Source organism: Microbacterium sp. (genome assembly GCF_040394595.1).
GTDB lineage: Bacteria > Actinomycetota > Actinomycetes > Actinomycetales > Microbacteriaceae > Microbacterium.
On sequence record NZ_JBEBSA010000001.1, the window covers coordinates 408,641 to 431,849 of the forward strand.

Annotated in this window: 19 protein-coding genes and 1 riboswitch; of the genes, 10 read left to right on the forward strand and 9 right to left on the reverse strand. The window is 70.1% G+C overall.

What is annotated here, in order from left to right; genetic code table 11:
* The first annotated feature begins 107 nt into the window (after positions 1-107).
* Entirely contained in the window at positions 108-3,785 is a 3,678-nt protein-coding gene (locus ABWO84_RS02080; RefSeq protein ID WP_353112011.1) for a multifunctional oxoglutarate decarboxylase/oxoglutarate dehydrogenase thiamine pyrophosphate-binding subunit/dihydrolipoyllysine-residue succinyltransferase subunit, read from the forward strand.
* 87 nt (positions 3,786-3,872) lie between these two features.
* Entirely contained in the window at positions 3,873-4,667 is a 795-nt protein-coding gene (locus tag ABWO84_RS02085) for a nucleotidyltransferase domain-containing protein (RefSeq protein ID WP_353112013.1), read from the forward strand.
* 13 nt (positions 4,668-4,680) lie between these two features.
* Here the strand turns inward: ABWO84_RS02085 and ABWO84_RS02090 are convergent, their stop codons facing one another.
* From ABWO84_RS02090 to ABWO84_RS02100, 3 genes are all read right to left on the reverse strand, one after another.
* Positions 4,681-5,979, reverse strand: a complete 1,299-nt coding sequence (locus ABWO84_RS02090) for a GNAT family N-acetyltransferase (RefSeq protein WP_353112015.1) — start codon at positions 5,977-5,979, stop codon at positions 4,681-4,683.
* A gap of 167 nt (positions 5,980-6,146) precedes the next feature.
* Complete coding sequence (locus ABWO84_RS02095) at positions 6,147-6,392, reverse strand: zf-HC2 domain-containing protein (RefSeq protein ID WP_353112017.1); 246 nt, start codon at positions 6,390-6,392, stop codon at positions 6,147-6,149.
* Positions 6,389-7,039, reverse strand: coding sequence for a sigma-70 family RNA polymerase sigma factor (locus ABWO84_RS02100; RefSeq protein ID WP_353112019.1), 651 nt, complete (start codon positions 7,037-7,039; stop codon positions 6,389-6,391). The genes ABWO84_RS02095 and ABWO84_RS02100 overlap by 4 nt, the downstream gene beginning before the upstream one ends.
* Positions 7,040-7,088: 49 nt before the next feature.
* Here ABWO84_RS02100 and aroA point away from each other — a divergent pair, with 49 nt between their 5' ends.
* From aroA to bcp, 3 genes are read left to right on the forward strand one after another with little or no spacing between them, the layout of a single operon-like run.
* Positions 7,089-8,414 carry a 3-phosphoshikimate 1-carboxyvinyltransferase gene (gene aroA / locus ABWO84_RS02105; RefSeq protein ID WP_353112021.1) on the forward strand — a complete coding sequence of 442 codons (1,326 nt, stop codon included), beginning with the start codon at positions 7,089-7,091 and terminating at the stop codon, positions 8,412-8,414.
* Positions 8,411-9,475, forward strand: a complete 1,065-nt coding sequence (rsgA, locus tag ABWO84_RS02110) for a ribosome small subunit-dependent GTPase A (protein WP_353112023.1) — start codon at positions 8,411-8,413, stop codon at positions 9,473-9,475. The genes aroA and rsgA overlap by 4 nt, the downstream gene beginning before the upstream one ends.
* Positions 9,476-9,484: 9 nt before the next feature.
* Positions 9,485-9,961, forward strand: a complete 477-nt coding sequence (gene bcp / locus ABWO84_RS02115; RefSeq protein ID WP_353112025.1) for a thioredoxin-dependent thiol peroxidase — start codon at positions 9,485-9,487, stop codon at positions 9,959-9,961.
* 36 nt (positions 9,962-9,997) lie between these two features.
* Here the strand turns inward: bcp and ABWO84_RS02120 are convergent, their stop codons facing one another.
* The gene (locus tag ABWO84_RS02120; RefSeq protein WP_353112027.1) at positions 9,998-10,399 is read right to left on the reverse strand and encodes a hypothetical protein; all 402 of its coding nucleotides are present in this window, start codon (positions 10,397-10,399) and stop codon (positions 9,998-10,000) included.
* 203 nt (positions 10,400-10,602) lie between these two features.
* On the opposite strand from ABWO84_RS02120, the gene ABWO84_RS02125 reads away from it, so the two are divergent.
* Positions 10,603-10,851 carry a WhiB family transcriptional regulator gene (locus ABWO84_RS02125; protein WP_116241334.1) on the forward strand — a complete coding sequence of 83 codons (249 nt, stop codon included), beginning with the start codon at positions 10,603-10,605 and terminating at the stop codon, positions 10,849-10,851.
* 42 nt (positions 10,852-10,893) lie between these two features.
* Here the strand turns inward: ABWO84_RS02125 and ABWO84_RS02130 are convergent, their stop codons facing one another.
* Together ABWO84_RS02130 and ABWO84_RS02135 are read right to left on the reverse strand one after the other, a co-directional pair.
* Positions 10,894-12,369 (reverse strand): sensor histidine kinase, encoded by a 1,476-nt coding sequence (locus tag ABWO84_RS02130; protein ID WP_353112030.1) that lies wholly within the window; start codon positions 12,367-12,369, stop codon positions 10,894-10,896.
* 47 nt (positions 12,370-12,416) lie between these two features.
* Positions 12,417-12,818, reverse strand: coding sequence for an Rv3235 family protein (locus ABWO84_RS02135; RefSeq protein ID WP_353112032.1), 402 nt, complete (start codon positions 12,816-12,818; stop codon positions 12,417-12,419).
* 130 nt (positions 12,819-12,948) lie between these two features.
* Here ABWO84_RS02135 and ABWO84_RS02140 point away from each other — a divergent pair, with 130 nt between their 5' ends.
* Positions 12,949-13,542 carry a hypothetical protein gene (locus ABWO84_RS02140; protein ID WP_353112034.1) on the forward strand — a complete coding sequence of 198 codons (594 nt, stop codon included), beginning with the start codon at positions 12,949-12,951 and terminating at the stop codon, positions 13,540-13,542.
* A 27-nt stretch (positions 13,543-13,569) separates the two neighbouring features.
* Here ABWO84_RS02140 and ABWO84_RS02145 read toward each other — a convergent pair whose 3' ends face one another.
* The gene (locus ABWO84_RS02145; protein WP_353112036.1) at positions 13,570-13,848 is read right to left on the reverse strand and encodes a helix-turn-helix domain-containing protein; all 279 of its coding nucleotides are present in this window, start codon (positions 13,846-13,848) and stop codon (positions 13,570-13,572) included.
* 97 nt (positions 13,849-13,945) lie between these two features.
* Here ABWO84_RS02145 and ABWO84_RS02150 point away from each other — a divergent pair, with 97 nt between their 5' ends.
* Both ABWO84_RS02150 and ABWO84_RS02155 read left to right on the forward strand, forming a co-directional pair.
* Complete coding sequence (locus ABWO84_RS02150; protein ID WP_353112038.1) at positions 13,946-14,566, forward strand: SAF domain-containing protein; 621 nt, start codon at positions 13,946-13,948, stop codon at positions 14,564-14,566.
* Complete coding sequence (locus ABWO84_RS02155) at positions 14,563-15,777, forward strand: CpaE/TadZ family protein (RefSeq protein ID WP_353112040.1); 1,215 nt, start codon at positions 14,563-14,565, stop codon at positions 15,775-15,777. The genes ABWO84_RS02150 and ABWO84_RS02155 overlap by 4 nt, the downstream gene beginning before the upstream one ends.
* Here the strand turns inward: ABWO84_RS02155 and ABWO84_RS02160 are convergent.
* Both ABWO84_RS02160 and secA read right to left on the reverse strand, forming a co-directional pair.
* A complete protein-coding gene (locus tag ABWO84_RS02160) occupies positions 15,725-16,948 on the reverse strand; it encodes a pyridoxal phosphate-dependent aminotransferase (protein WP_353112042.1) in 1,224 nt (407 codons plus the stop codon). The genes ABWO84_RS02155 and ABWO84_RS02160 overlap by 53 nt on opposite strands.
* Positions 16,949-17,054: 106 nt before the next feature.
* Positions 17,055-19,853: a preprotein translocase subunit SecA gene (gene secA / locus ABWO84_RS02165; RefSeq protein WP_353112044.1), complete on the reverse strand. Its 2,799-nt coding sequence runs from the start codon at positions 19,851-19,853 to the stop codon at positions 17,055-17,057.
* Positions 19,854-19,986: 133 nt separating this feature from the next.
* Positions 19,987-20,163: riboswitch (M-box (ykoK) riboswitch) on the forward strand.
* Positions 20,164-20,499: 336 nt separating this feature from the next.
* Between secA and mgtA the strand changes: the two genes are divergently transcribed.
* Positions 20,500-23,199 carry a magnesium-translocating P-type ATPase gene (mgtA, locus tag ABWO84_RS02170; RefSeq protein ID WP_353112046.1) on the forward strand — a complete coding sequence of 900 codons (2,700 nt, stop codon included), beginning with the start codon at positions 20,500-20,502 and terminating at the stop codon, positions 23,197-23,199.
* Positions 23,200-23,209 lie beyond the last annotated feature (10 nt).

Below are 23,209 nucleotides of genomic sequence, written 5' to 3' on the forward strand. Positions count from 1 at the left end.
CATGCGATCACCCAGCTGAATGGCACTAGGCTTGAATCCCGGAAACGTGCGGTCCCGAACCCAGGGGGCGCGCACTGAGATTCAGCGACGAAAGAGGGCGATCAAGCGTGTCGAACCAGGTGACCGGCGTCGGGGGAGACGGCGGGTTCGGAGCCAATTCCTGGCTCGTCGACGAGCTTTACGAGCAGTTCAAGAAGGATCGCAACTCCGTCGACAAGGAGTGGTGGCCGATCCTCGAGAGCTATCAGCCGGATGCCGCGGCCGCGCCGTCCGCACCGGCACCCGCCGCGGGGACCCCGCAGCCGGTTGCGCCCGTGACCGCGCCGATCCCCGTCATCGGCTCCCAGCCGGTGGCGCGGACCACCGCGAAGCCGGCCGCGCAGGCGCCGATCCCCGCCCAGGCCCCGAAGCCCGAGGCGAAGGCGGCCGACGAGGCCGTGGACGAGGACACCGTCACCGTCCTCCGCGGCATGCCGAAGACCCTCGCGGCGAACATGGACGTGTCGCTGACCGTCCCGACCGCCACCAGCGTGCGGACCATCCCCGCCAAGCTGATGATCGACAACCGCATCGTCATCAACAACCACATGGCGCGCTCGCGCGGCGGGAAGATCAGCTTCACCCACCTCATCGGATGGGCCCTGATCCAGACGCTCAAGGAGTTCCCGAGCCAGAACGTGTTCTACGCCGAGATCGACGGCAAGCCGTCGGTCGTCGCGCCCGCGCACGTCAACCTCGGCATCGCGATCGACATCCCGAAGCCCGACGGCACCCGCGCCCTGCTCGTCCCCAGCATCAAGCGCGCCGACACCATGTCCTTCGGCGAGTACCTGTCCGCGTACGAGGACCTGATCTCCCGCGCCCGCTCGAACAAGCTGACGGCCGCCGACTTCGCCGGCACCACCGTCTCGCTCACCAACCCGGGCGGCATCGGCACGGTGCACTCCGTCCCGCGTCTGATGAAGGGCCAGGGCTGCATCATCGGCGCCGGCGCCCTCGAGTACCCGGCCGAGTTCCAGGGCTCCAGCGACAAGACGCTCGCGGCCCTCGGCATCGGCAAGACGATCACGCTCACCAGCACCTACGACCACCGCGTCATCCAGGGTGCCGGGTCGGGCGAGTTCCTCAAGAAGGTGCATGAGCTGCTCATCGGCCAGCGCGGCTTCTACGACGACATCTTCGCGGCGCTCCGCATCCCCTACGCGCCGATCCGCTGGAACGCGGACATCGCCGTCGACCTCGCCGAGCGGGTCGACAAGCAGTCCCGCGTGCAGGAGCTGATCAACTCCTACCGCGTGCGCGGACACCTGATGGCCGACATCGACCCGCTCGAGTACGTGCAGCGCACGCACCCCGACCTCGAGATCGAGAGCCACGGCCTGACCTTCTGGGACCTCGACCGCGAGTTCGTGGTCGGCGGCTTCGGCGGCAAGCGCATCATGAAGCTCCGCGAGGTGCTGGGCGTGCTGCGCGACTCCTACTGCCGGACGGTGGGCATCGAGTACATGCACATCCAGGACCCCGACCAGCGCAGCTGGTTCCAGGACAAGGTCGAGGTCAAGTACGTCAAGCCGAACCACGACGAGCAGCTGCGAGTCCTGCGCAAGCTCAACGAGGCGGAGGCGTTCGAGACCTTCCTGCAGACGAAGTTCGTCGGGCAGAAGCGCTTCTCCCTCGAGGGCGGCGAGTCGCTCATCCCGCTGCTCGACGAGATCCTCCAGGGCGCTGCGAACGCGGGCCTCGAGGGCGCCGCGATCGGCATGGCCCACCGCGGCCGACTCAACGTGCTCACCAACATCGCGGGCAAGACCTACGGACAGGTGTTCCGCGAGTTCGAGGGATCGCTCACGCCGGGCAACCAGCGCGGATCCGGCGACGTGAAGTACCACCTCGGCACCGAGGGCACCTTCGTCGCCGAGGACGGCGCCGAGCTGCGCGTCTACCTGGCGGCCAATCCCTCGCACCTGGAGACGGTGGACGGGGTGCTGGAGGGCATCGTCCGAGCCAAGCAGGATCGCCGTCCGATCGGCACCTTCACCTGGCTCCCGGTCCTCGTGCACGGCGATGCCGCGTTCGCGGGACAGGGCGTGGTGGTCGAGACCCTGCAGATGTCGCAGCTGCGCGGATACCGCACCGGCGGCACCGTGCACATCGTCGTCAACAACCAGGTCGGCTTCACGACGATGCAGAAGGACGCCCGAACCTCGGTGTACGCGACCGACGTCGCGAAGACCATCCAGGCCCCGATCTTCCACGTGAACGGCGACGACCCCGAGGCCGTCATCCACGTCGCGCAGCTCGCCTTCGAGTACCGCGAGCGGTTCCACCGCGACGTCGTCATCGATCTGGTCTGCTACCGCCGCCGCGGGCACAACGAGGGCGACGACCCGTCGATGACCCAGCCGCTGATGACCGACCTCATCCAGGCGAAGCGCTCCACCCGCAAGCTGTACACCGAGGCCCTCGTCGGCCGCGGCGACATCACCGAGGAGGAGTACGACCAGGCCAAGGCCGACTTCCAGAACCGTCTGGAGATCGCCTTCGCCGAGACGCACGCAGCCGAGACCGGGGCCACCCCGATCGCGCCCGAGCTCGCGCCGGTCGACGAGCGCGTCGGCGAGCCGGATGTCACGGGCGTGTCGGCCGAGGTCATCCGCCTCATCGGCGACGCGCACGCGAACAAGCCCGAGGGCTTCACAGTGCACTCCAAGCTGCAGCAGCAACTGGACAAGCGCGTCGAGATGAGCCGCCAGGGCGGCATCGACTGGGGCTTCGGAGAACTGCTGGCGTTCGGATCGCTGCTGGTGGAGGGCACCCCGGTGCGGCTCGCCGGGCAGGACTCGCGGCGCGGCACCTTCGTGCAGCGCCACGCGGTGCTGCACGACCGCAAGAACGGCCAGGAGTGGCTGCCGCTGACGAACCTCTCCGAGAGCCAGGGGCGCTTCTTCGTCTACGACTCGCTGCTCAGCGAGTACGCCGCGCTCGGCTTCGAGTACGGCTACTCCGTGGAGGACACCGAGGCGCTGGTGCTCTGGGAGGCGCAGTTCGGCGACTTCGCCAACGGCGCCCAGTCGGTCATCGACGAGTACATCTCGGCGGCCGAGCAGAAGTGGGGTCAGCAGTCGGGAGTGGTCATGCTGCTGCCGCACGGCTACGAGGGCCAGGGACCTGACCACTCCTCCGCGCGCATGGAGCGCTTCCTGCAGCTGTGCGCCCAGGAGAACATGGTCGTCGCCCGGCCGTCGACGCCGGCTTCGCACTTCCACCTGCTGCGCCGCCAGGCCTACGCCCGTCCGCGCAAGCCGCTGATCGTCTTCACCCCGAAGGCGATGCTCCGCCTGCGGGGCGCGACAAGCCCGGTGGAGGACTTCACCCAGGGCCGCTTCGAGCCCGTATTGGACGACGACCGCGGCCTCGACCGCAATGCCGTCAAGCGCGTGCTCGTCCACTCCGGCAAGGTGCACTGGGACCTGCGCAGCGAGCTCGAGAAGCACCCGAACCCCGAGGTGGCGCTGGTGCGGCTGGAGCAGCTGTACCCGACCCCGATCGAGGGGCTCAAGGCGATCACCGACAGCTACCCGAACGCCGAGCTCGTGTGGGTGCAGGAGGAGCCGGAGAACCAGGGAGCCTGGCCGTTCCTCGCGCTCGCGTTCGCCGAGGTCCCCGGTCCGCGCTCGTTCCGCGCGATCGCCCGCCCCGCCTCGGCATCTCCCGCGACCGGCTCGTCGAAGGTCCACGCGGTGCAGCAGGCCGAACTGCTCAAGGCGGCGCTCACCCTGGGCTGATCCCCATCGCAGAGGGGCCCGGCGGCTGCGAAGCCCTCCGGGCCCCTCTGCGTATGTCGGCTGCACGCCACTCGGTAGTGTTGCGGGATGCGTGCGATCCCGTCCTCCCTCGACCGGTCCGTCGTCGGGGAGATCGATGAGCGCCTCGACGGGGTCGAGGACGCGCACGGTGTCCGCATCCCGTGGGCGATCGAGAGCGGGAGCCGCGCCTGGGGCTTCCCCTCCCCCGACAGCGACTACGACTGCCGGTTCCTCTACGTGCGCCCGCGTGAGGACTACCTCTCGCTGTGGCCGACGCGAGACGTGATCGAGACGCCTCTCGACGAGGTCTTCGACGTGAACGGCTGGGATCTGTCCAAGGCCGTGCGATTGGTGGCGAAGGGCAACGCCGCGGCGCTGGAGTGGCTGCGGTCACCGATCGTGTATCGCGGGGACGAGGCGTTCCGCGACCGGATGCTGCGGCTCGCGGAGGACGTCGTGGAGCGCGGCCTGATCGCCCGGCACTACCTGCACGTCGCACGGCAGCAGCGGACGGGGCGGTCTTCGCTGAAGCGCTTCTTCTACGTGCTGAGGCCCGCTGCCGCGCTGCGCTGGCTCGCCGACCATCCGGAGTCAGCGCTGCCGCCGATGGATCTCCCGACTCTCCTCGCCGAGTCCACCGCGAAGGTGGACGTGCGCGAGGCCGCGGAGGAGCTGATCGCACGGAAGGCGATCACGCGGGAGCTCGGCGCCGGGGAACCCCCGTCGATCCTGCTCCGTTTCGTCGAGGACGAGCTGATCCGCGGCACCCGCTACGACGAGGACTCCGCACCCTCCCACAGACGTGACGAGGTGCGCGCCCGCGCGGACGAGTGGTTCCGCGCGGAGCTCGCCGTCGGCTGAGGCGTGCGCCCGCTCAGTACCAGATGCCGAGCAGGGGCGCCTCCGCCGTGCGGAACGCGTCGTCGAGGGCGGCAGCGACCGCGGGCTCGGTACGGATCCGTCCGGCCGCGGCGAGCTGTGTTGCCCGGACTCCCCCGGCGTAGATCGCCGAGAGCTCCACGACGCCGAGCTCGACGTCAGGAGCCGCGTCGGTCACGGTGACCGTCGCGCGCCCCTCTCCGTCGACGACCAGACGCCACGCCCCGTCCGCGAAGCCGAGGGCGTCGTCCACGCGCAGCACGACGTCCAGCGGGGAGCGATAGGTCCTTCCCGTCAGCGCCGCCGGCACGTCGAGCACGCGCAGCCAGCCGTGGTCGTGCACCGTGAACTCGACCGCGCGCTGGTCTGCGACCAGATACAGGATCGGGTCGTCGACCGGGCGCAGGTCGACCCGCACCTCGTCGACGAGGTCGTGGTGCACGACGAAGCCCCAGAGTGCGCGGAGCGCCTCGTCGGTCTCGGTGACGAGCAGGTTGATCCCGAGCGAGGAGCGGAAGACGTCCGGCCGATCCTCCAGCCTGTAGGCGACCACACCGCGTGTCTCTCCGTCGGCGTCGAGATAGCGCACCCCGCGCACCTCGTCGCCCTTCGGGTTGTCGGCGCTGAGTCCCGCCGCGCGACGCCAGCGTGCCGGCCATCCGGGGATCTGCCCGGTGCGGAGCCGGCGCGCCCGATCGTGCATCTCCCCCAGCACCGTCGCGAGCTGTTCCCTCTCGAGGTACTCCAGCCGTCCGGGGGCGACCCCGCCGATCCAGCCGGCCCGGAGCGTGTCGACCTTGACCCTCGCCATCGGGAGGGCAGGTGCGAAGCCGTAACGCGAGTAGATCGTCGCCTCGGACACCGTGAGCCCGGCGATGGGGACGCCGGATGCCGCAGCCGCGCGCAGCTCGCCCTCGAGGAGGTTCCGTGCGATGCCGCGACGGCGGTGTGTGGCCGCGACCGTCACCGAGCTGATCGCCCACATCGGCAGCTCGCCGCCCGGGACGGTCAGAGGAGCGACCCAGGAGTTGACGGTCGCCACGGGCAGCGGCCCGGACTCCGCCCGCTCCTCGAACACGCCGATGTTGCGCCGGGTGCTCCACGCGTCGCGGAGCGCCTCGATCACCTCGTCCTTGGGCTCTCCGGCGAGGAAACCCCGGGAGTCCGCGCGCGCGAAGGCCGCGCCGGCGGCGGCGTCGGTCACGTCGACGATGCGATAGTCATAACCCGCGTCGTGCAGACGCTGTGTGGAGAGGGAGTCAGCCGGTACCGTGCGTGCGTCGAGGAGGCTCATCCGCCCACCCTATCGACCGGGCCCGACAACGGGATCGGAACCGCCGGCGGGAGGCCCCACGCCAGGCATCGGCACCCCTGTCGTCGTGATCGTCGAGACGGCGCACGCCTCGGGCCCGGCGACCCGTTCGCGACCCGCTGACGCGGTCCGCGAGCAGCGCGGGACGTTCAGTGCGCGGCGGCCTGTGCGGCGCGGAGCCGGGCGAAGACCTGGTCGCGGAGCTCCTCGGGCGCGGTCTCCTTGCAGGCCCGTGCGACGACCTCGGTCAGCGTGGTCGCGACGAGAGCCTCGTCACGGCACGACGGGCAGTTCTCGAGGTGGTCCCTGATGTCGCTCTGCTCGGTCTTGCAGACCTCGTCGCGCAGGTACTCCTCCAGGTCACGGCGAGCCTTCTCACAGCCGCAGTCCGTCATTTCTTGCTCCTCGTTCCGGCCGCGACGATGCCTCGCTCGGCGGCGTAATCAGCCAGCAGCTCCCGGAGCATCCGCCTGCCACGGTGCAGACGGCTCATCACGGTGCCGATGGGGGTCTTCATGATGTCGGCGATCTCCTGATACGAGAAGCCCTCGACATCCGCGAGGTAGACGGCGAGCCGGAAGTCCTCCGGCACCTCCTGCAGCGCGTCCTTCACGACCGACGCCGGCATGCGGTCGATCGCCTCGGCCTCCGCAGAGCGGCTGCGCGACGCGGTGGTCGACTCGGCGCCGCCGAGCTGCCAGTCCTCGAGCTCGTCGATCGTGCCCTGGAAGGGCTCGCGCTGCTTCTTGCGGTAGATGTTGATGTAGGTGTTCGTGAGGATGCGGTAGAGCCAGGCCTTCAGGTTGGTGCCCTGCGCGAAGGTCGCCCACGAGCCGTAGGCCTTCACGAAGGTCTCCTGCACGAGGTCGGCCGCGTCCGCCGGATTGCGCGTCATGCGCATGGCAGCCGCATAGAGCTGATCCATGTACGGGATCGCCTGCTCCTCGAAATCGCGCCGGGGGTCGCCGGATGCTGTGTCGTCCATCACCGGCCAGTCTAGGCCGGTGACCTCCACGATCTCCCGATCGAGCGTCGCGAGCATGCCTCTTCCTCTCCGCCCCTGTGATGAGCGTTCACTAGGGTAGGAACCGATGAGCGCTGCACGGTATTCCTCCCCCTCCGTCACGGGCCGGTATGCCGCGCCCGTGCACGACGACGCCGTGTCGGCGACGCTGACCATCCCCGGGTCGAAGTCGCTGACCAATCGCGAGCTGGTCATCGCCGCGATCGCGGACGGGCCCGGCCGGCTCGTCCGCCCCCTGCACTCCGACGACTCGCGGCGCATGGTCGAGGCCCTGCGCGCGCTGGGCGTCGGCATCGAGGAGGTGGACGCCGGCGGGGAGTTCGGCCCCGACCTCGTCGTCACCCCCGGCGAGCTCCGCGGCGGGAGCACCGTCGACTGCGGTCAGGCCGGCACCGTCATGCGCTTCATCGCACCGCTGGCCGGCCTCGCCTCCGCCGACGTGCTCCTCACCGCCCATGAGACGGCGCTGCACCGTCCGATGGGCACCATGATCCACGCGCTGCGCGACCTGGGTGTCGACATCGACGACGAGGGCACCTGGTCGTTGCCGTTCACCGTGCGCGGGCACGGACGGATCCGCGGGGGGCGCGTCGAGATCGACGCCTCCGGGTCGAGCCAGTTCGTCTCGGGCCTGCTGCTCGCCGCGCCGCGCTTCGACGTCGGACTGCACGTGGTCCACACCGGCGAGAGCCTGCCGAGCCTTCCCCACATCGACATGACGATCGAGGCGCTCAGCCTCCGCGGCATCCGTATCGAGCGTCCCGCGGTCGGAGAGTGGGTCGTCGAGGCCGGTGTGCCGCGCGCCAAGGAGATCGCGATCGAGCCCGACCTCTCCAATGCGGCGCCGTTCCTCGCCGCGGCCCTGGTCACCGGCGGCGAGGTCACGGTCACCGGATGGCCGCTGCACTCGACGCAGCCCGGGGCGCTGCTGCCCGACATCCTGCACGCGATGGGCGCGCATGTCTCCCGGCACTCCGGGGCCTTGACCGTGCGTGCGGGCGACGGCATCCGAGGCCTCGACCTCGACCTCTCCGCGGCCAGCGAGCTCACGCCGACCATCGTCGGTCTGGCAGTCTTCGCCGACGCGCCGACCACGATCCGCGGCGTCGGGCACATCCGCGGTCACGAGACCGACCGGATCGCGGCACTCATCGGCAACCTCCGCGCGATCGGCGGCGAGGCGGAGGAGCTGCCGGACGGGCTCCGCGTCATCCCCGCTCCTCTGCACGGCGGCGTGTGGCCCGCCCATCACGACCACCGGATGGCCACCACCGGCGCGCTGATCGGCCTGCGCGTGCCCGGGGTCGAGATCGACGAGATCGGCACCACGGCCAAGACCCTCCCCGAGTTCACCCTGCTCTGGCAGCGGATGCTGGAGGGCGGCGGCGCGTGAGCTGGCTGGGTCCGGACGACGAGGACGAGCTCGACGAGTTCGACGAGTCCGCGGTGCGTGTGCGTCCGAACCCCAAGGCGAACCGCCCGAGGACGAAGCGACGCCCCGCGCATGAGGACGCCGAGGTCGGCCGGGTGCTCGGCGTCGATCGTGGCCGCTACAGCGTGCTCCTCGGCGAGGACACCGCGGAGGAGCGCACGGTGACGGCGGCGCGGGCCCGGGAGCTGCGCCGCACGCCGATCGTCACGGGCGACGCGGCACGCGTCGTCGGCGACACCTCGGGCGACGAGGGCACCCTGGGGCGCATCGTCGGGATCGTCGACCGCACCTCCCTGCTGCGCCGCAGCGCGGACGACACCGACCAGGTGGAGCGCGTCATCGTCGCCAACGCCGATCAGATGCTGATCGTCGTCGCCGCAGCGGACCCCGAGCCCCGTGCGCGTCTCGTCGACCGCTACCTGGTGGCCGCGCTCGATGCGGGGGTCCGGCCGCTGCTGGTGGTCACCAAGACCGACCTCGCCGACCCCGCGCCCTTCCTCTCGCACTTCGAGGGACTCGACCTGCGCGTGTTCACCAGCGCACGCGGGGAGATGCCCGTCGCCGAGATCGGCGCGGCGCTCGTCGGGCACTCGACGGTGTTCGTCGGGCACTCCGGCGTCGGGAAGTCGACGCTCGTGAACGGCCTCGTGCCCAGCGCCGGGCGCGCCACCGGACACGTCAACGAGGTCACCGGGCGCGGGCGGCACACGTCTTCCTCCACGGTGTCGCTGCGCTATCGCGGCGCGGAGGGCAACGGCTGGGTCATCGACACCCCCGGCGTCCGCTCCTTCGGCCTCGGACACGTCGATCCGGCGAACATCCTCGCCGCGTTCACCGAGCTCGCGGAGATCGCCCAGGAGTGCCCGCGGGGCTGCACGCATCTGCCCGACGCTCCCGACTGCGCCCTGAACGAGGCGGCGGCATCCGGACAGCTGGGCGAGGCGGGACGCGCCCGCCTGGACTCCCTGCAGCGGCTGCTGGAGACCTTCGGCGTCCGACCTGCCGCCGGCGGCCACGGCTAGGCTGGGGGCATGACCGCCACGCGCCTGGAACCCGGAACGCCCGCCCCCGACTTCGAGCTCCTCGATCAGGACGGCGCTCCCGTCACGCTGTCCGGCCTCCGCGGGCGGAAGGTCATCCTGTACTTCTACCCGGCGGCGATGACCCCGGGCTGCACGACGCAGGCGTGCGACTTCCGCGACAGCATCTCCTCGCTGCAGGGCGCCGGGTACACCGTCGTGGGCGTCTCCCGCGACGAGCCCGCGAAGCTCCGGGCGTTCCGTGAGCGCGACGGCCTCACCTTCGAGCTGCTGAGCGACCCCGACCACGCCGTCCACACGGCCTACGGCGTGTGGGGCGAGAAGATGAACTACGGCAAGGTGATCGAGGGGGTCATCCGCTCCACCTTCGTCATCGACGAGCAGGGCGTCGTCGAGCTCGCGCAGTACAACGTGAAGGCGACGGGTCACGTCGCCCGGCTGCGCAAGACCCTCGGCATCGACGCCTGACCTCTCGGACGCGCTCCGGACTCATCCGGTCGAGGGTCAGTCCTCTTCGGCGGGCAGACGACGATCCGACCCGCCGTCCGCGCGGGCAGCGAGGATCACCAGCACGAGACCGATCATCCCGGGGACGCCGACCGCGAGGGCGAAGCCCCACCGCGGCGTCTCGAGGGTCACCGACGACACCGCGACGGCGATCGCCAGCACCTGGAACACGATCGCCCCCGACCGCGCCCATGACACGCGGCGCAGCACGCCGTAGGCGAACGCGACGAGCGCGACCGCGGCGAGGAGCGTCAGCACCACCAGCCCGGTGCCCGCCGGGGTGGACACCACCTCGCGTCGGGTGAGCTTCACCAGCTCGATGACGGAGACGATTCCGAGGGCGATGCCCTCGAGGGTCAGGAGCAGGGCCGCGAGGACGGCCGGCCGCGAAGCACGCATGATCACTCCAGAAAATCGGATGTGAGAAAACCCTTGATTTCAGAGGTTTCATGTAACAGAATAGACAAAGCCATGTGCTCCCACAGCGGCGTGGGGCGAGCCACCGCTCGCATCTCACTAGGGTAGCGGAACCCGAACTGCCGCCCGAAACCGAGCGTCACAGATCGTGATCGCTCATGACACATCCACACCGAGGAGCTCCCATGGATTGGCGCGACAAAGCCGCCTGCCTGACTGTCGACCCCGAGCTGTTCTTCCCCGTCGGGAACACGGGACCCGCCGTCGACCAGATCGAGAAGGCGAAGGCCGTCTGCGCCACCTGCACCGTCACGGAGATCTGCCTGCAGTACGCCCTCGAGACCGGTCAGGACTCGGGCGTCTGGGGAGGCCTCTCCGAGGACGAGCGCCGTGCGCTGAAGCGCCGCGCCGCTCGCGCCCGCCGCGCCGGCTGACACGGCTCTCCGAGAGCCCTCCGCCGGAGGGCCCTCCGCGGCTCAGGCCTTGATCCAGCGGAGGGGGATGTCGATGGTGACCTCGGTCCCCGCCCCCTCTTCGCCCTTCCACTCGATCGTGCCGCCCAGCTCCCCCTGGATCAGGGTGCGCACGATCTGCGTGCCGAGGCCCTGACCGACGCGACCCTCGGGCAGCCCGTGACCGGTGTCGCGGACGATCACCCGGAGGTTCTCCGCGGTGCGGTGGGCCTCGATCGTGACCTCACCCTCCTGTCCGGCGAGGCCGTGCTCGACGGCGTTGGTGACCACTTCGGTCAGCGCCAGCGCGAGGGGCGTTGCGTACTCGCTCGGCAGCACTCCGAACCGTCCGCTGGACTGCGTGCGCGCACGTGTGTTCGGTGCGGCGGCGACCTCTGCGACGAGTTTGAGGACACGGGCGAACACCTCGTCGAAGTCCACGGTCTGCGCCAGACCGCTCGCAAGGGTGTCGTGCACCACGGCGATCGACTCGACGCGGCGCATCGCCTGCGTCAGCGCTTCGCGGGCCTCCTCGGAGTGCGTCCGCCGCGCCTGGATGCGCAGGAGGGACGCCACCGTCTGGAGGTTGTTCTTCACCCGGTGGTGGATCTCGCGGATCGTGGCGTCCTTGGTGATGAGCTCCTGCTCCTGATGGCGGAGCTCCGAGACGTCACGGCACAGCACGATGGCTCCGATCCGGGTCCCGTGGTCCTTCAGCGGGATGGCCCGGAGCGACACGGTCACCCCGCGCGCCTCGATGTCGGTGCGCCACGGGGCCCGGCCGGTCACGACGACGGGGAGCGATTCGTCCACCTGTCGTGAGGGCGGGACGAGCCGGGTGGTCACCTCGGCGAGAGACTCCCCCTCCAGCTCGTCGTCGAAGCCCATCCGGTTGAACGCCGACAGGGCGTTCGGGCTCGCGAAGGTGGTGATCCCGTCGACGTCGATGCGGATGAGCCCGTCCGAGGCGCGCGGCGCTCCGCGGCGCGGAGACGTCGGCGCGGCGAGGTCGGGGAACTCCCCCGATGCGACCATGCGGAACAGATCGTTCGCGCACTCGTCGAAGCTGATCTGCTGGCGCGAGGGCATCCGCGCCTCGCCGAGGTTCGTGTGGCGCGTGATCACGCCGAGCACCGCGTCGGCGCCGTCGTGACGACGCACGATCGGCACCGCGCGCACCCGGGTGGGCGTCTCCTCGAACCAGTCGGGCGATGCGGAGTCGACGATCTCGCCGTCGTCGAACGCCGCCTGCACCTGGGTGCGCCACTGCGGCCGCACCCGCTCGCCGACGATGTCGCGGTAGAAGAGGGTGGCCGCGCCGCTCGGACGGGAGTGCGCGACGGCGACGAACGACCCGTCGGAGGTCTGCACCCACATCACGATGTCGGCTGAGGCCAGGTCGGCGAGCAGCTGGCCGTCCCCGGCGAGCCGGTGCAGCCACTCGACGTCGGCATCTCCGAGGCGGCCCTGTGCGTGGACGAGATCGCTGAGCGTGGACATCCTCCCAGCCTAGGTCCACCGCTGCGGGTTCCCGCACGACGGGAGGGTCAGAGCACGGCGAGGGTCGTCGCGCGCCAGCGCCCGTCCATGCCCTCCAGGCGGATGGCGACCGCCCGGACCCGACCGGGCCCCGCGACCACGAGGCTCGCCTCGATGACGCCGTCGGACGGCGAGGAGTGGTGCAGCGACAGGATGCGGAAGACCGGACGCGCCGGCGCGACGTCGCGGGCGCTGCGCGCCCGCGCGGACAGGTTCACCCGCACGACGAGCTTGCGATAGGCGTCCTCGCTCAGCCAGCGCACCAGCTGCTCCACCTCGCGCACCCCGGCGAGCGCCTCAAGCGCCCCCTGGGTGAGGCCGCGCAGCAACGGCGCAGGGTCCGGAAGATCGGCGGCGGACGTCTGCTGACGCGCGAAGTACTCCTGCAGGACCACGGTCGATTCCCCCAATGAAACCAACGCTGACCCCGCGTGTGAAAGTGCTTGAAAAGCTACACCAGGACGGGCACCCGGCGGCGCGCAGTCAGCCGAATGTGGATAACTTTCGGATCGACATCCGGAGTTCGCCTACTCTCCTGGGGTGGATTGGGATCATCTCTTCGAAGACCTCGAGGACCAACTGGCCGCCGACTGGGAGTCTGAGCGCGCCGTGCTCGATGCGGAGACCGCGCGCCTGCGGATCGCGACGCTGCCCCTCCGCGAGCGCATCCGCGTGCTCTGCGGCGCGGGCGAGACCGCTGCCCTCGACCTCGGCGGGGTCCGGCTCGGCGCGCGACTGCACACCCTGGGGGCGGACTGGCTGTCGGCGTTCGTGATCGGCGAGCGACGGCTGAGCATCATCCCCCTCTCCGCGCTCACCGGGATCGCCCTCGACCACGGTGCGCTGCTGAGAAGTCTCGACGACGGTTCGGACGGGACGACGCTGCGCGAACGGATGACGTTCGGATTCGTGCTGAGAGACCTCGCCCGGAGACGGGTGCCGATCCGTCTCTTCCCCCGCGACGGCGACGACCTGCACGGGACGGCCGATCGCGCCGGTGCCGATCACCTCGATCTCGCGGTGCACGATCCCGGAACGCCTCGCCGGGCGTCTTCGATCAGCGAGTTCCGGATCGTGCCGTTCGCCGCGCTCCGGCGCGTGAGGGTCGAGCCCATCGACGCGGAGCTGCTGTAGGGCGGACTCCGCGGAGCCACCCGGGCGTCATCTCCGGAGCCGGGCGCCGACGCCCCACACCTCCGGGAAACTCGCCTCGCCGGCCTGCCGCCACAGCGCGATGCGACGGGCCTCCTCGCGCTGGGCGTCGAGATACTCGGACAGACTCGACTCCTCGACCCGCCATCGCGGCGGCGACCCCAGCCGCGACCCGCGCAGCCGCCCCTCGTGGACCAGCGAGATCACCTCGCCGACCTCGATGCTGAGCAGTTCGGCGACCTGGGCGGGGGCCAGGAAGCGCGGCCCGAGCGCAGGTGTTTCAGCCATGACCCCATTCTCCCTACCTCCACGGCATCGCGCGCGCCGTTCACCGGCCTGTGGATAACTTTCCCGGCCCCACCGCCGGATCTGTGACCATGTGGGCATGACGCCCTCACCACGGTCACGCCGGGCTTTCCTCGGCGACGTGCGCTTCCTCATCGGGATCGTGCTGGTCATCGTGTCGGTCGCCGGCGTGTGGCTCACGGTCTCGGCCTCCCGGCGCACCACACCGGTGCTGCAGGCCGACCGCACGATCGTGCGCGGCGAGCCGCTCTCGGCGGCGGACTTCCGGACGGTCGACGTCGGACTCGGCGGATTGGTCGACGAGTACCTGACCCCGCAGCAGCTGGGAGCCGAGCGCGTCGCCGCCCGCACGATCGCGCGGGGCGAGCTCGTACCGTCCTCCGCCGTCGCCGCCGCGGGCTCCGCCACCACGACGACCGTCGTCATCGGAAGCACGAGCGCCCTTCCCGCCGGGGTGCGACAGGGAAGCGTGGTCGAGCTCTGGCAGGCTCCCCTCGAAGAGGACCACCGCACCCTCGCGGAGCCCCGGATCCTGGTCGCAGAGGCCGTGGTCGCCGCGGTCAAGGCGCCCGACGGCATGCTGGCGTCCTCGCGGACGGACGTCGAGGTCGTCATCGGCCGGGCTGAGGTCGCCGCCGTGCTCGCGGCGATCAACGGCGGCGCCGCGATCTCCCTCGTCCCCTCGGGTCCCGCGTCGTGACCTCCGTCGTCCTCGCCCTCGCCGACGGCGCACGACTCGCCGCGGACCTGGAGCTCGAGGGCGTCCGCGTGGTCGCCGTCGTCTCCCCCGATGCCGTCGACCCCGCTCTGCTGCACGGCGCCGACGCCCTGCTCCTGACCCCGTCCCGTCGTGTGCTCACCCCCGCGCTCGTGTCCGCCTGCGACCGGGCCGCCGTCCGCATCGTGCCCGTCGGGGACGGCGAGGGCAGGCTCGTGGCGCGTCTCGGGCTCGCAGCTCCCCTCCCTCCCGACACCCCCGCCTGGCGGATCGCCGAGGTGCTCGCGGACGAACGGCCGCCCGTCGCAGAGAGCCCGTCGCCCGGACACCTCTCGCAGATCGTCGCCGTATGGGGTCCGCACGGCGCTCCCGGGCGTTCGACGATCGCGGTGCAGCTGGCGGTGGAGTTCAGCCGTCTCTCCGGCCGCACCGCGCTGCTCGACGCGGACACCACCGCTCCGTCGATCGCGATGCTGCTGGGGCTCGGCGAGGAGTCCCCCGGGCTGGCCGCCGCCTGCCGCCGCGCTGAGCTGGGCAGCCTCGACGAGGCCGAGCTCACACGTCTCGCCGTCACGCTCGACCATGCCTCGGGCCGGATCGACGTGCTCGCCGGCGTCAACAGGCCGGCGCGCTGGCCGGAGATCGGCCGCTCCCGGCTCCGCGCCACGCTGGAGGCGTGCCGCGTCTGGGCGGACAGCACCGTCGTCGACCTCTCCGCGTCGTTCGAAGAGGAGGACGACGGATACGACCTCGCCGCGCCCTCCCGGCACGCGGCGACGACCGCCGCCCTCGGCACCGCTGACCGCATCGTCGCCGTGGCGTCCGCCGACCCGCTCGGGATCGCACGTTTCCTTCGGGGCCACGCCGAACTGCGCCGGGTCGTCGGATCCACTCCGATCACCGTCGTGGTCAACCGGCTACGACCTGGCCCGCTCGGGATCGACGCACGGCGGCAGGTGCGGCGCACCCTCGACCGTTTCGCCGGCATCGACGACGTGCTCTTCGCACCGTTCGATCAGCGTGCCGCCGACGCAGCGATGCTGCACGCGCGCCCCATCGCCGATGTCGCACCACGATCACCGCTGGTGTCCGCCGTGCGCCGCCTCGCCTCGTCCCTCCAGGCCGTCGAGACCCGGCCGGCTACTGCCGGTAGCTCGCGAGGAAGTTCCCGAGACGCTCGACGGCCTCGCTGAGCACGCGGGTCTCGGGCAGAGTGACCACCCGGAGGTGATCGGGGGTCGCCCAATTGAACCCGGTGCCCTGCACCAGCAGGATCTTCTCCGCCACGAGCAGGTCGTAGACGAGCTTCGCGTCGTCGCGGATCTCGTGGACGTTCGGGTCGAGCCGAGGGAAGGCGTAGAGCGCCCCCTCCGGCTTGACGCAGCTCACGCCCGGGATGGCTTCCAGTCCCTCCCAGGCCACGTCACGCTGCTCGTGCAGCCGCCCGGTCGGGGAGATCAGCGCATCGATGCTCTGCACGCCGGACAGCGCCGCCTGCAGCGCATGCTGCGCGGGGACGTTGGGGCAGAGTCGCGTGGAGGCCAGGAGCGTGATGCCCTCGATGAACCCCTTGGCGTGCGACTTCGGGCCGGTGAGCACCAGCCACCCCGCACGGTAACCGGCGACGCGGTACGTCTTGGACAGGCCGTTGAAGGTCAGGCAGAGCAGGTCGGGGGCGAGCGTCGCGGTGGGGATGTGCACGGCGTCGTCGAAGAGGATCCGGTCGTAGATCTCGTCAGAGAGGAGGAGCAGCTGGTGCTCCCTGGCGATCCGCACCATCCCCTCCAGCACCTCGCGGGAGTAGACCGCACCCGTGGGGTTGTTGGGGTTGATGATGACCATGGCCTTGGTCTTCGGCGTGATCTTCGCCCGGATGTCCTCAAGGTCGGGGTTCCAGCCGTTCTCCTCCTCGCAGAGGTAGTGCACCGGGGTGCCCCCGGCGAGCGAGGTCATGGCGGTCCACAGCGGATAGTCGGGCGCGGGGATGAGCACTTCGTCGCCCTCGTCGAGGAGGGCCTGCATCGTCATCGTGATGAGCTCGGACACCCCGTTGCCGAGGTAGACGTCCTCCGGTGTGAAGCGCGGGAAGCCGTCGATCTGCTCGTAGCGGCTGACGACGGCGCGGCGCGCGGAGACGATGCCCTTGCTGTCGCTGTAGCCGTGCGCGGTGGGCAGGGCGGCGAGCATGTCGTGCACGATCTGGTGCGGGGCCTCGAAGCCGAAGATCGCCGGGTTGCCGGTGTTCAGCTTCAGGATCTGGTGCCCCTCCGCCTCCAGACGCGCCGCCTCGACAAGTGCGTTTCCACGGATCTCGTAGAGGACGTTCTTGAGCTTGGCCGACTGGTCGAGGTTACGAGGGGTCATCGCAGAATCCTACTGCGCCGCGGAGGCCTGTCCGGACACGGCCCGCCCCACGGAGACGCCGAAGGCGCGGCGGCCCGTCGGGCTCACCGCGCCTTCGGCGTGGAGATCACTTCTTCTTGGAGTTGGCACGCCGCTGCGCGCGATTGCCCGCGGGGGGCTCCGAGGCCTCGACTCGCTGCCCGAAGGCGCCACGCTCGGCCGGCTGCTCCGGCTCGTCCTGCTGCTGCCGTGCCGCGGCGGCCTGGCGCATCCGGGCGGTCTCGGCCTGCTGCACCTGGCCGCGATCGTTGCGCACCTCGACCTCGCCGGCGTCGTTCGGCGCCGAGTACTCGAGCTTCTGCTCGGGCTGGCCGTTCGCCAGCCCCTTCGCCTCGACCTCCGCGGTCTCAGCGTCTCCCGCGGGGCGCACCTCGACCTCGAGGTTGTAGAGGTAGCCGACCGACTCCTCCTTGATCTGCCCCATCATCGACTGGAACATCGAGTACCCCTCGCGCTGGTACTCGACCAGCGGGTCGCGCTGCGCCATAGCGCGGAGACCGATGCCGTCCTTCAGGTAGTCCATCTCGTAGAGGTGGTCGCGCCAGCGACGGTCGAGCACCTGCAGCACCACGCGTCGCTCGAGCTCGCGGGTCGCCGCCTCGCCCAGGGACTCCTCGCGCCGCTCGTAGGCGATCAGGGCGTCGGAGAGCAGCTCTCGCTTGAGCCCCTCGGCACTGATCCCGCCCTTGCGCTCGGCTGCCTCGGCCACGACCTCGTCGATCGTGACGCCGACCGGGTAGAGCGTCTTCAGCTCAGTCCAGAGCGCGTCGAAGTCCCAGCTCTCGTTGTGGCCCTCGCTGGTGTGGTCCTCGACCACGCCGCCGATCGCATCCTCGATGAAGTGACGCACGCGGTCGGCGATGTCGTCGCCGTGGAGGATCTGCCGGCGGTCGGTGTAGATCGCCTCGCGCTGACGGTTGAGGACGTCGTCGTACTTGAGCACGTTCTTGCGCATCTCGGCGTTGCGGGCCTCGACCTGCGACTGCGCGCTGCGGATCGCGCGCGAGACCATGCCCGACTCGATCGGGACGTCGTCGGGGAAGTTCGTCCGCGCCAGGATCGCCTCGGCGGCCCCCGACTGGAACAGGCGCATCAGGTCGTCGGTGAGGCTGAGGTAGAAGCGGCTCTCGCCGGGGTCGCCCTGACGGCCGGACCGTCCGCGCAGCTGGTTGTCGATGCGGCGGGACTCGTGGCGCTCGGTGCCGAGCACGTACAGCCCCCCGGCCTCGGTGACCTTCTCGGCCTCTTCCGCGACGGTCTTCTTCATCGCGTCGTAGGTCTCGTCCCAGGCGGTCTCGTACTCCTCCGGGGTCTCCTCGGGGTCGAGGCCCTTCGCCTTGAGCTCCTGCACCGCCAGGAACTCGGCGTTGCCGCCGAGCATGATGTCGGTGCCTCGACCCGCCATGTTCGTGGCCACGGTCACCGCGCCCAGGCGCCCGGCACGGGCGACGATCTCCGCCTCACGTGCGTGGTTCTTCGCGTTGAGGACCTCGTGCTTGACGCCCTTCTTGGCGAGCAGGCGTGAGAGGTACTCGCTCTTCTCGACGCTGACGGTTCCGACCAGCACCGGCTGCCCGTTCTCGTGGCGCGATGCGATGTCCTCGACGACCTGGGCGAACTTCGCCTGCTCGTTCTTGTAGACGAGGTCCGGCTGGTCCTTGCGGATCATCGGCTTGTTCGTCGGGATCGGGACCACGCCGAGCTTGTAGGTCGACATGAACTCGGCCGCCTCGGTGTCGGCCGTTCCCGTCATTCCCGCGAGCTTCTCGTAGAGGCGGAAGTAGTTCTGCAGCGTGACCGTGGCGAGCGTCTGGTTCTCCGCCTTGACCGGCACGCCCTCCTTCGCCTCGATCGCCTGGTGGATGCCCTCGTTGTAGCGGCGGCCGACCAGGATGCGGCCGGTGTGCTCGTCCACGATCATGACCTCGTCGTTCATCACGACGTAGTCGGTGTCGCGCTTGAACAGGGCGAGGGCCTTGATCGAGTTGTTCAGGAAGGAGATCAGCGGGGTGTTGGCCGACTCGTACAGGTTGTCGATGCCGAGGTAGTCCTCGACCTTCTCGATGCCCGGCTCGAGCACGCCGACGGTGCGCTTCTTCTCGTCGACCTCGTAGTCGACCTCGGCTTCGAGGGAACGGGCGATCTTGGCGAACTCGGTGAACCAGCGGTTCGCCTCGCCGGAGGAGGGGCCCGAGATGATGAGCGGGGTGCGGGCCTCGTCGATGAGGATCGAGTCGACCTCGTCGACGATCGCGTAGAAGTGCTCGCGCTGGACGAGGTCCTCCTTGCGCCAAGCCATGTTGTCGCGCAGGTAGTCGAAGCCGAACTCGTTGTTCGTCCCGTACGTGATGTCGGCCGCGTACTGCTGGCGGCGGACGTCCGGGGTCTGTCCGGAGACGATCGTCCCGGTCGACATCCCGAGGGCGCGGTAGACGCGGCCCATCAGCTCGGACTGATAGCTCGCGAGGAAGTCGTTCACCGTGATGATGTGCACGCCCTTGCCCGCGATCGCGTTCAGGTAGGCCGGGAACGTCGCCACGAGCGTCTTGCCCTCACCGGTCTTCATCTCGGCGATGTTCCCGAGGTGAAGCGCCGCGCCGCCCATGATCTGGACGTCGTAGGCGCGCATGCCCAGTGTGCGCCGGGCCGCCTCGCGCACGGCCGCGAAGGCCTCGGGCATGAGCTGGTCGAGGGTCTCGCCCTTCTCGAAGCGGGCGCGCAACTCGACGGTCTCGCCGCGCAGCTCGTCATCGCTGAGCTTCTGGAAGTCCTCCTCCAGGGCGTTCACCGCCTTGGCGACCTGGCCGAGACGACGCAGGATGCGTCCTTCACCGGCGCGGAGCAGCTTCTCCAGAGGATTCGCCACGGATGTCATCTCCTTGAATGGGAACGAGTGCCGACGTGCAGCGTCGGACATACCGTGCCATGTTACCGGGCCGTGACCTGCACGGCGGCTGCACGGCGGTCAAGAGCGTCGACCGCGTGTTAGAGTCTCCTTTGCAGCACTTCGTTAGGCGAGGCTCCTGCACGAACACAGGCCACTGATCTCACGACGTCGAGAGACGCCCAAGATCAGGACAGGTCTCCCCGGCTTAAGGGGTGATCCCAAGTGGCTTCCCTCCGATGTTCGGAGGGACACGTCGTGCAGTGCCGAAGCTCTTACGTGGGAGTCGCGCATCGGAAGCCCCGGGTTTCCGCGTTCTCGCATGTCGTGCTGGCATTTTCTGAAGGACCGGCCGAGGAGGTGAGCGCCATGAGCGACGGCAGCAGTCATAGTCCCGTCCCCGTGCGACGCGTACTCTTCGCCGCACCGGCCTGACCTCCGCGCTCTTTCGGGCACCACGCCCCGCGGAGGAGACGCCGATGCGCGCCCAGAGCCGTCGGGCCGCGCCCTGCGCGTCCACGGGGAGACACGCCACCACTCCGTGAGCACCGCGCCCGCCGCTCGCGGCGAGTCCTCGCGACCCGCCGTGAGGGCTGCTCCGCCGTGCCCGAAAGACAGGACACAGACCATGGCATTCCTCCGCCTTCCCGAGATCCGCCCCACCCGTCGGCGTGCCGGCGGGTCAGACCGCACACCCCGCGGCGCCGTCGCGGAGGCGACGCGCAACGCGCTGATCGACATCTCCCGCGTGAGCGTGCAGCGCACCTACGGGCTGCTCGACTGCTCCCCCGACGGCCTCGACCGGGACGACGCGCGGCGCCGCCTCGCGCAGCACGGAGCGAACGAGGTGTCGCACGACCGGCCGGCCCCGGCCGTCCTGCAGTTCCTCGCCGCGTTCCGCAATCCGTTCATCCTCATCCTGCTGTTCCTCTCCGTCGTGATGTTCTGCACCGACGTGCTCTTCGCCGATCCGGCGGACGGCCCGGACCTCACCGGGGTCATCACCGTGTCGGTGATGGTGCTCGTGAGCGCGACGCTCCGCTTCTGGCAGGAGTACCGCTCCTCGCGCGCGGCCGAGCAGCTGAAGGCGATGGTGCGCACGACGACGGCCGTGACGCGGGTGCGCAGCGGCGTGCCGGTCACCGCTGAGGTCCCGCTGGCGGACGTCGTGCCGGGCGACCTCGTGCAGCTCGCCGCGGGGGACATGATCCCCGCGGACGTCCGCTTCGTGCGGGTGAAGGACCTCCAGGTCAACCAGGCGATGCTGACCGGCGAGTCGCTGCCCGCCGAGAAGACCGCGGACCCGCAGGAGGCCCTCGCCCCCGCCGAGCTGCTCGAGGCGCGCAACCTCGGCTTCATGGGGACCTCCGTGGTGTCCGGCTCCGGCACCGCGGTGGTCGTCGCGACCGGCGAGCGCAGCTGGTTCGGCAGCATGGCGCGCACGATCGTCGGCGCCCGCCCCGAGACGGCGTTCGATCAGGGGATCAAGAGGGTCACCCGCACGCTCATCACCTTCATGCTGATCATGGTCCCGGTCGTCTTCGTCATCAACGCGATCACGAAGGACTGGATCACAGCGTTCCTGTTCGGGGTGACCACCGCGGTGGGCCTCACCCCGGAGATGCTCCCGCTCGTGGTGACCGCGGGGCTCGCGAAGGGCAGCGCGTTCATGGCGAAGCGCAAGGTGATCGTCAAGCGGCTGAACGCGATCCAGAACCTCGGGGCGATGGACGTGCTCGCCACCGACAAGACCGGCACCCTCACCGAGGACCGGATCGTGCTCGAGCGGCACGTCGATGTGAACGGGGACGCGAGCGAGCGGACGCTGAGCTTCGCGGCGCTGACGTCGACGTTCCAGACCGGACTGCGCAACCTCCTCGACGCCGCCGTCCTCCGTGCCGTCGGCGACGAGGGCGTCGAGCGGCTGCAGTCGACCCACACGCTGGTCGACGAGGTCCCGTTCGACTTCGAGCGCCGGCGCATGTCGGTGGTCGTCGACGACGGGTTCGGCCGCCTCCTCGTGACGAAGGGGGCCGTCGAGGAGGTGCTCGCCTGCAGTGCCGGCGAGACCGTCGACGGCCGCGACACGGCTCTCACCGACGCCCGGCGCGCCGAGCTCGAGGAGTACGTCGCGGGCGAGAACGCCCTCGGCATGCGCGTGCTCGCGGTCGCGGTGCGTTCCTTCGACGGCGAGGAGGACCGGGAGTACGGCGCCGCGGACGAGAAGGACCTGACGCTGGTCGGGTTCCTGTCGTTCCTCGACCCGCCCAAGGCGACGGCGGGGGCCGCGATCGAGAGCCTGCGCGGTCACGGTGTCGCGGTGAAGGTGATCACCGGCGACAACCCGCTGGTGGCCGCGGCGGTGTGCACGGAGATCGGGATCGACGCCGACCGCCTGGCACTGGGCTCCGACACCGAGGGGCTCTCGCTGCGAGAGCTCGGAGAGCTCGCCGAGCAGGTCGACGTCTTCGCCAAAGTGAACCCCGCTCAGAAGGCGCGGATCGTCGAGTCGATGCGCGAGAACGGGCACACCGTGGGCTTCCTGGGCGACGGCATCAATGACGCCCCCGCGCTGCGCACCGCGGATGTCGGCATCTCGGTCGACACGGCGGTGGACATCGCCAAGGAGTCGGCGGACATCATCCTGCTGGCGAAGGACCTGACGGTGCTCGAGGGCGGAGTCATCGAGGGCCGCCGCACCTTCGTGAACACGATGAAGTACATCTCTATGACCGCCTCATCGAACTTCGGGAACATGTTCTCGGTACTCGTCGCGAGCGCACTGCTGCCGTTCATCCCGATGATCCCGCTGGTCGTGCTCGTGCAGAACCTCGCCTACGACCTCTCGATGCTGACCCTCCCGTGGGACCGCGTCGACGAGGAGGACGTCGCCCAGCCGCGCGCCTGGCGGGCAGACGCCCTGGCCAGGTTCATGGTGAGGATCGGCCCGATCTCCTCCATCTTCGACATCACGACGTTCGCGCTGATGTGGTTCGTCTTCCAGGCCAACGCCCCCGAGCACGCCGCGTTCTTCCAGTCGGGCTGGTTCGTCGAGTCGATCATCTCCCAGACGCTGATCGTGCACATGCTGCGCACCGCCCGACTGCCGTTCGTACGGTCGCGGGCGAGCCTCCCGGTGCTGCTCGCCACCGGTGCGGTGTGCGTCTTCGGGGTGCTGCTGCCCTTCAGCGGCTGGGGCGCCGTGCTCGGCCTGGTACCGCTGCCGTGGAGCTACTTCCCGTTCCTGGTGCTCACCCTGCTCGCCTACTGCGTCGTGACGCAGGTCGCGAAGCGGCTCTTCATCCGCCGCTACGGCGTCTGGATCTGAGACCGGTCCT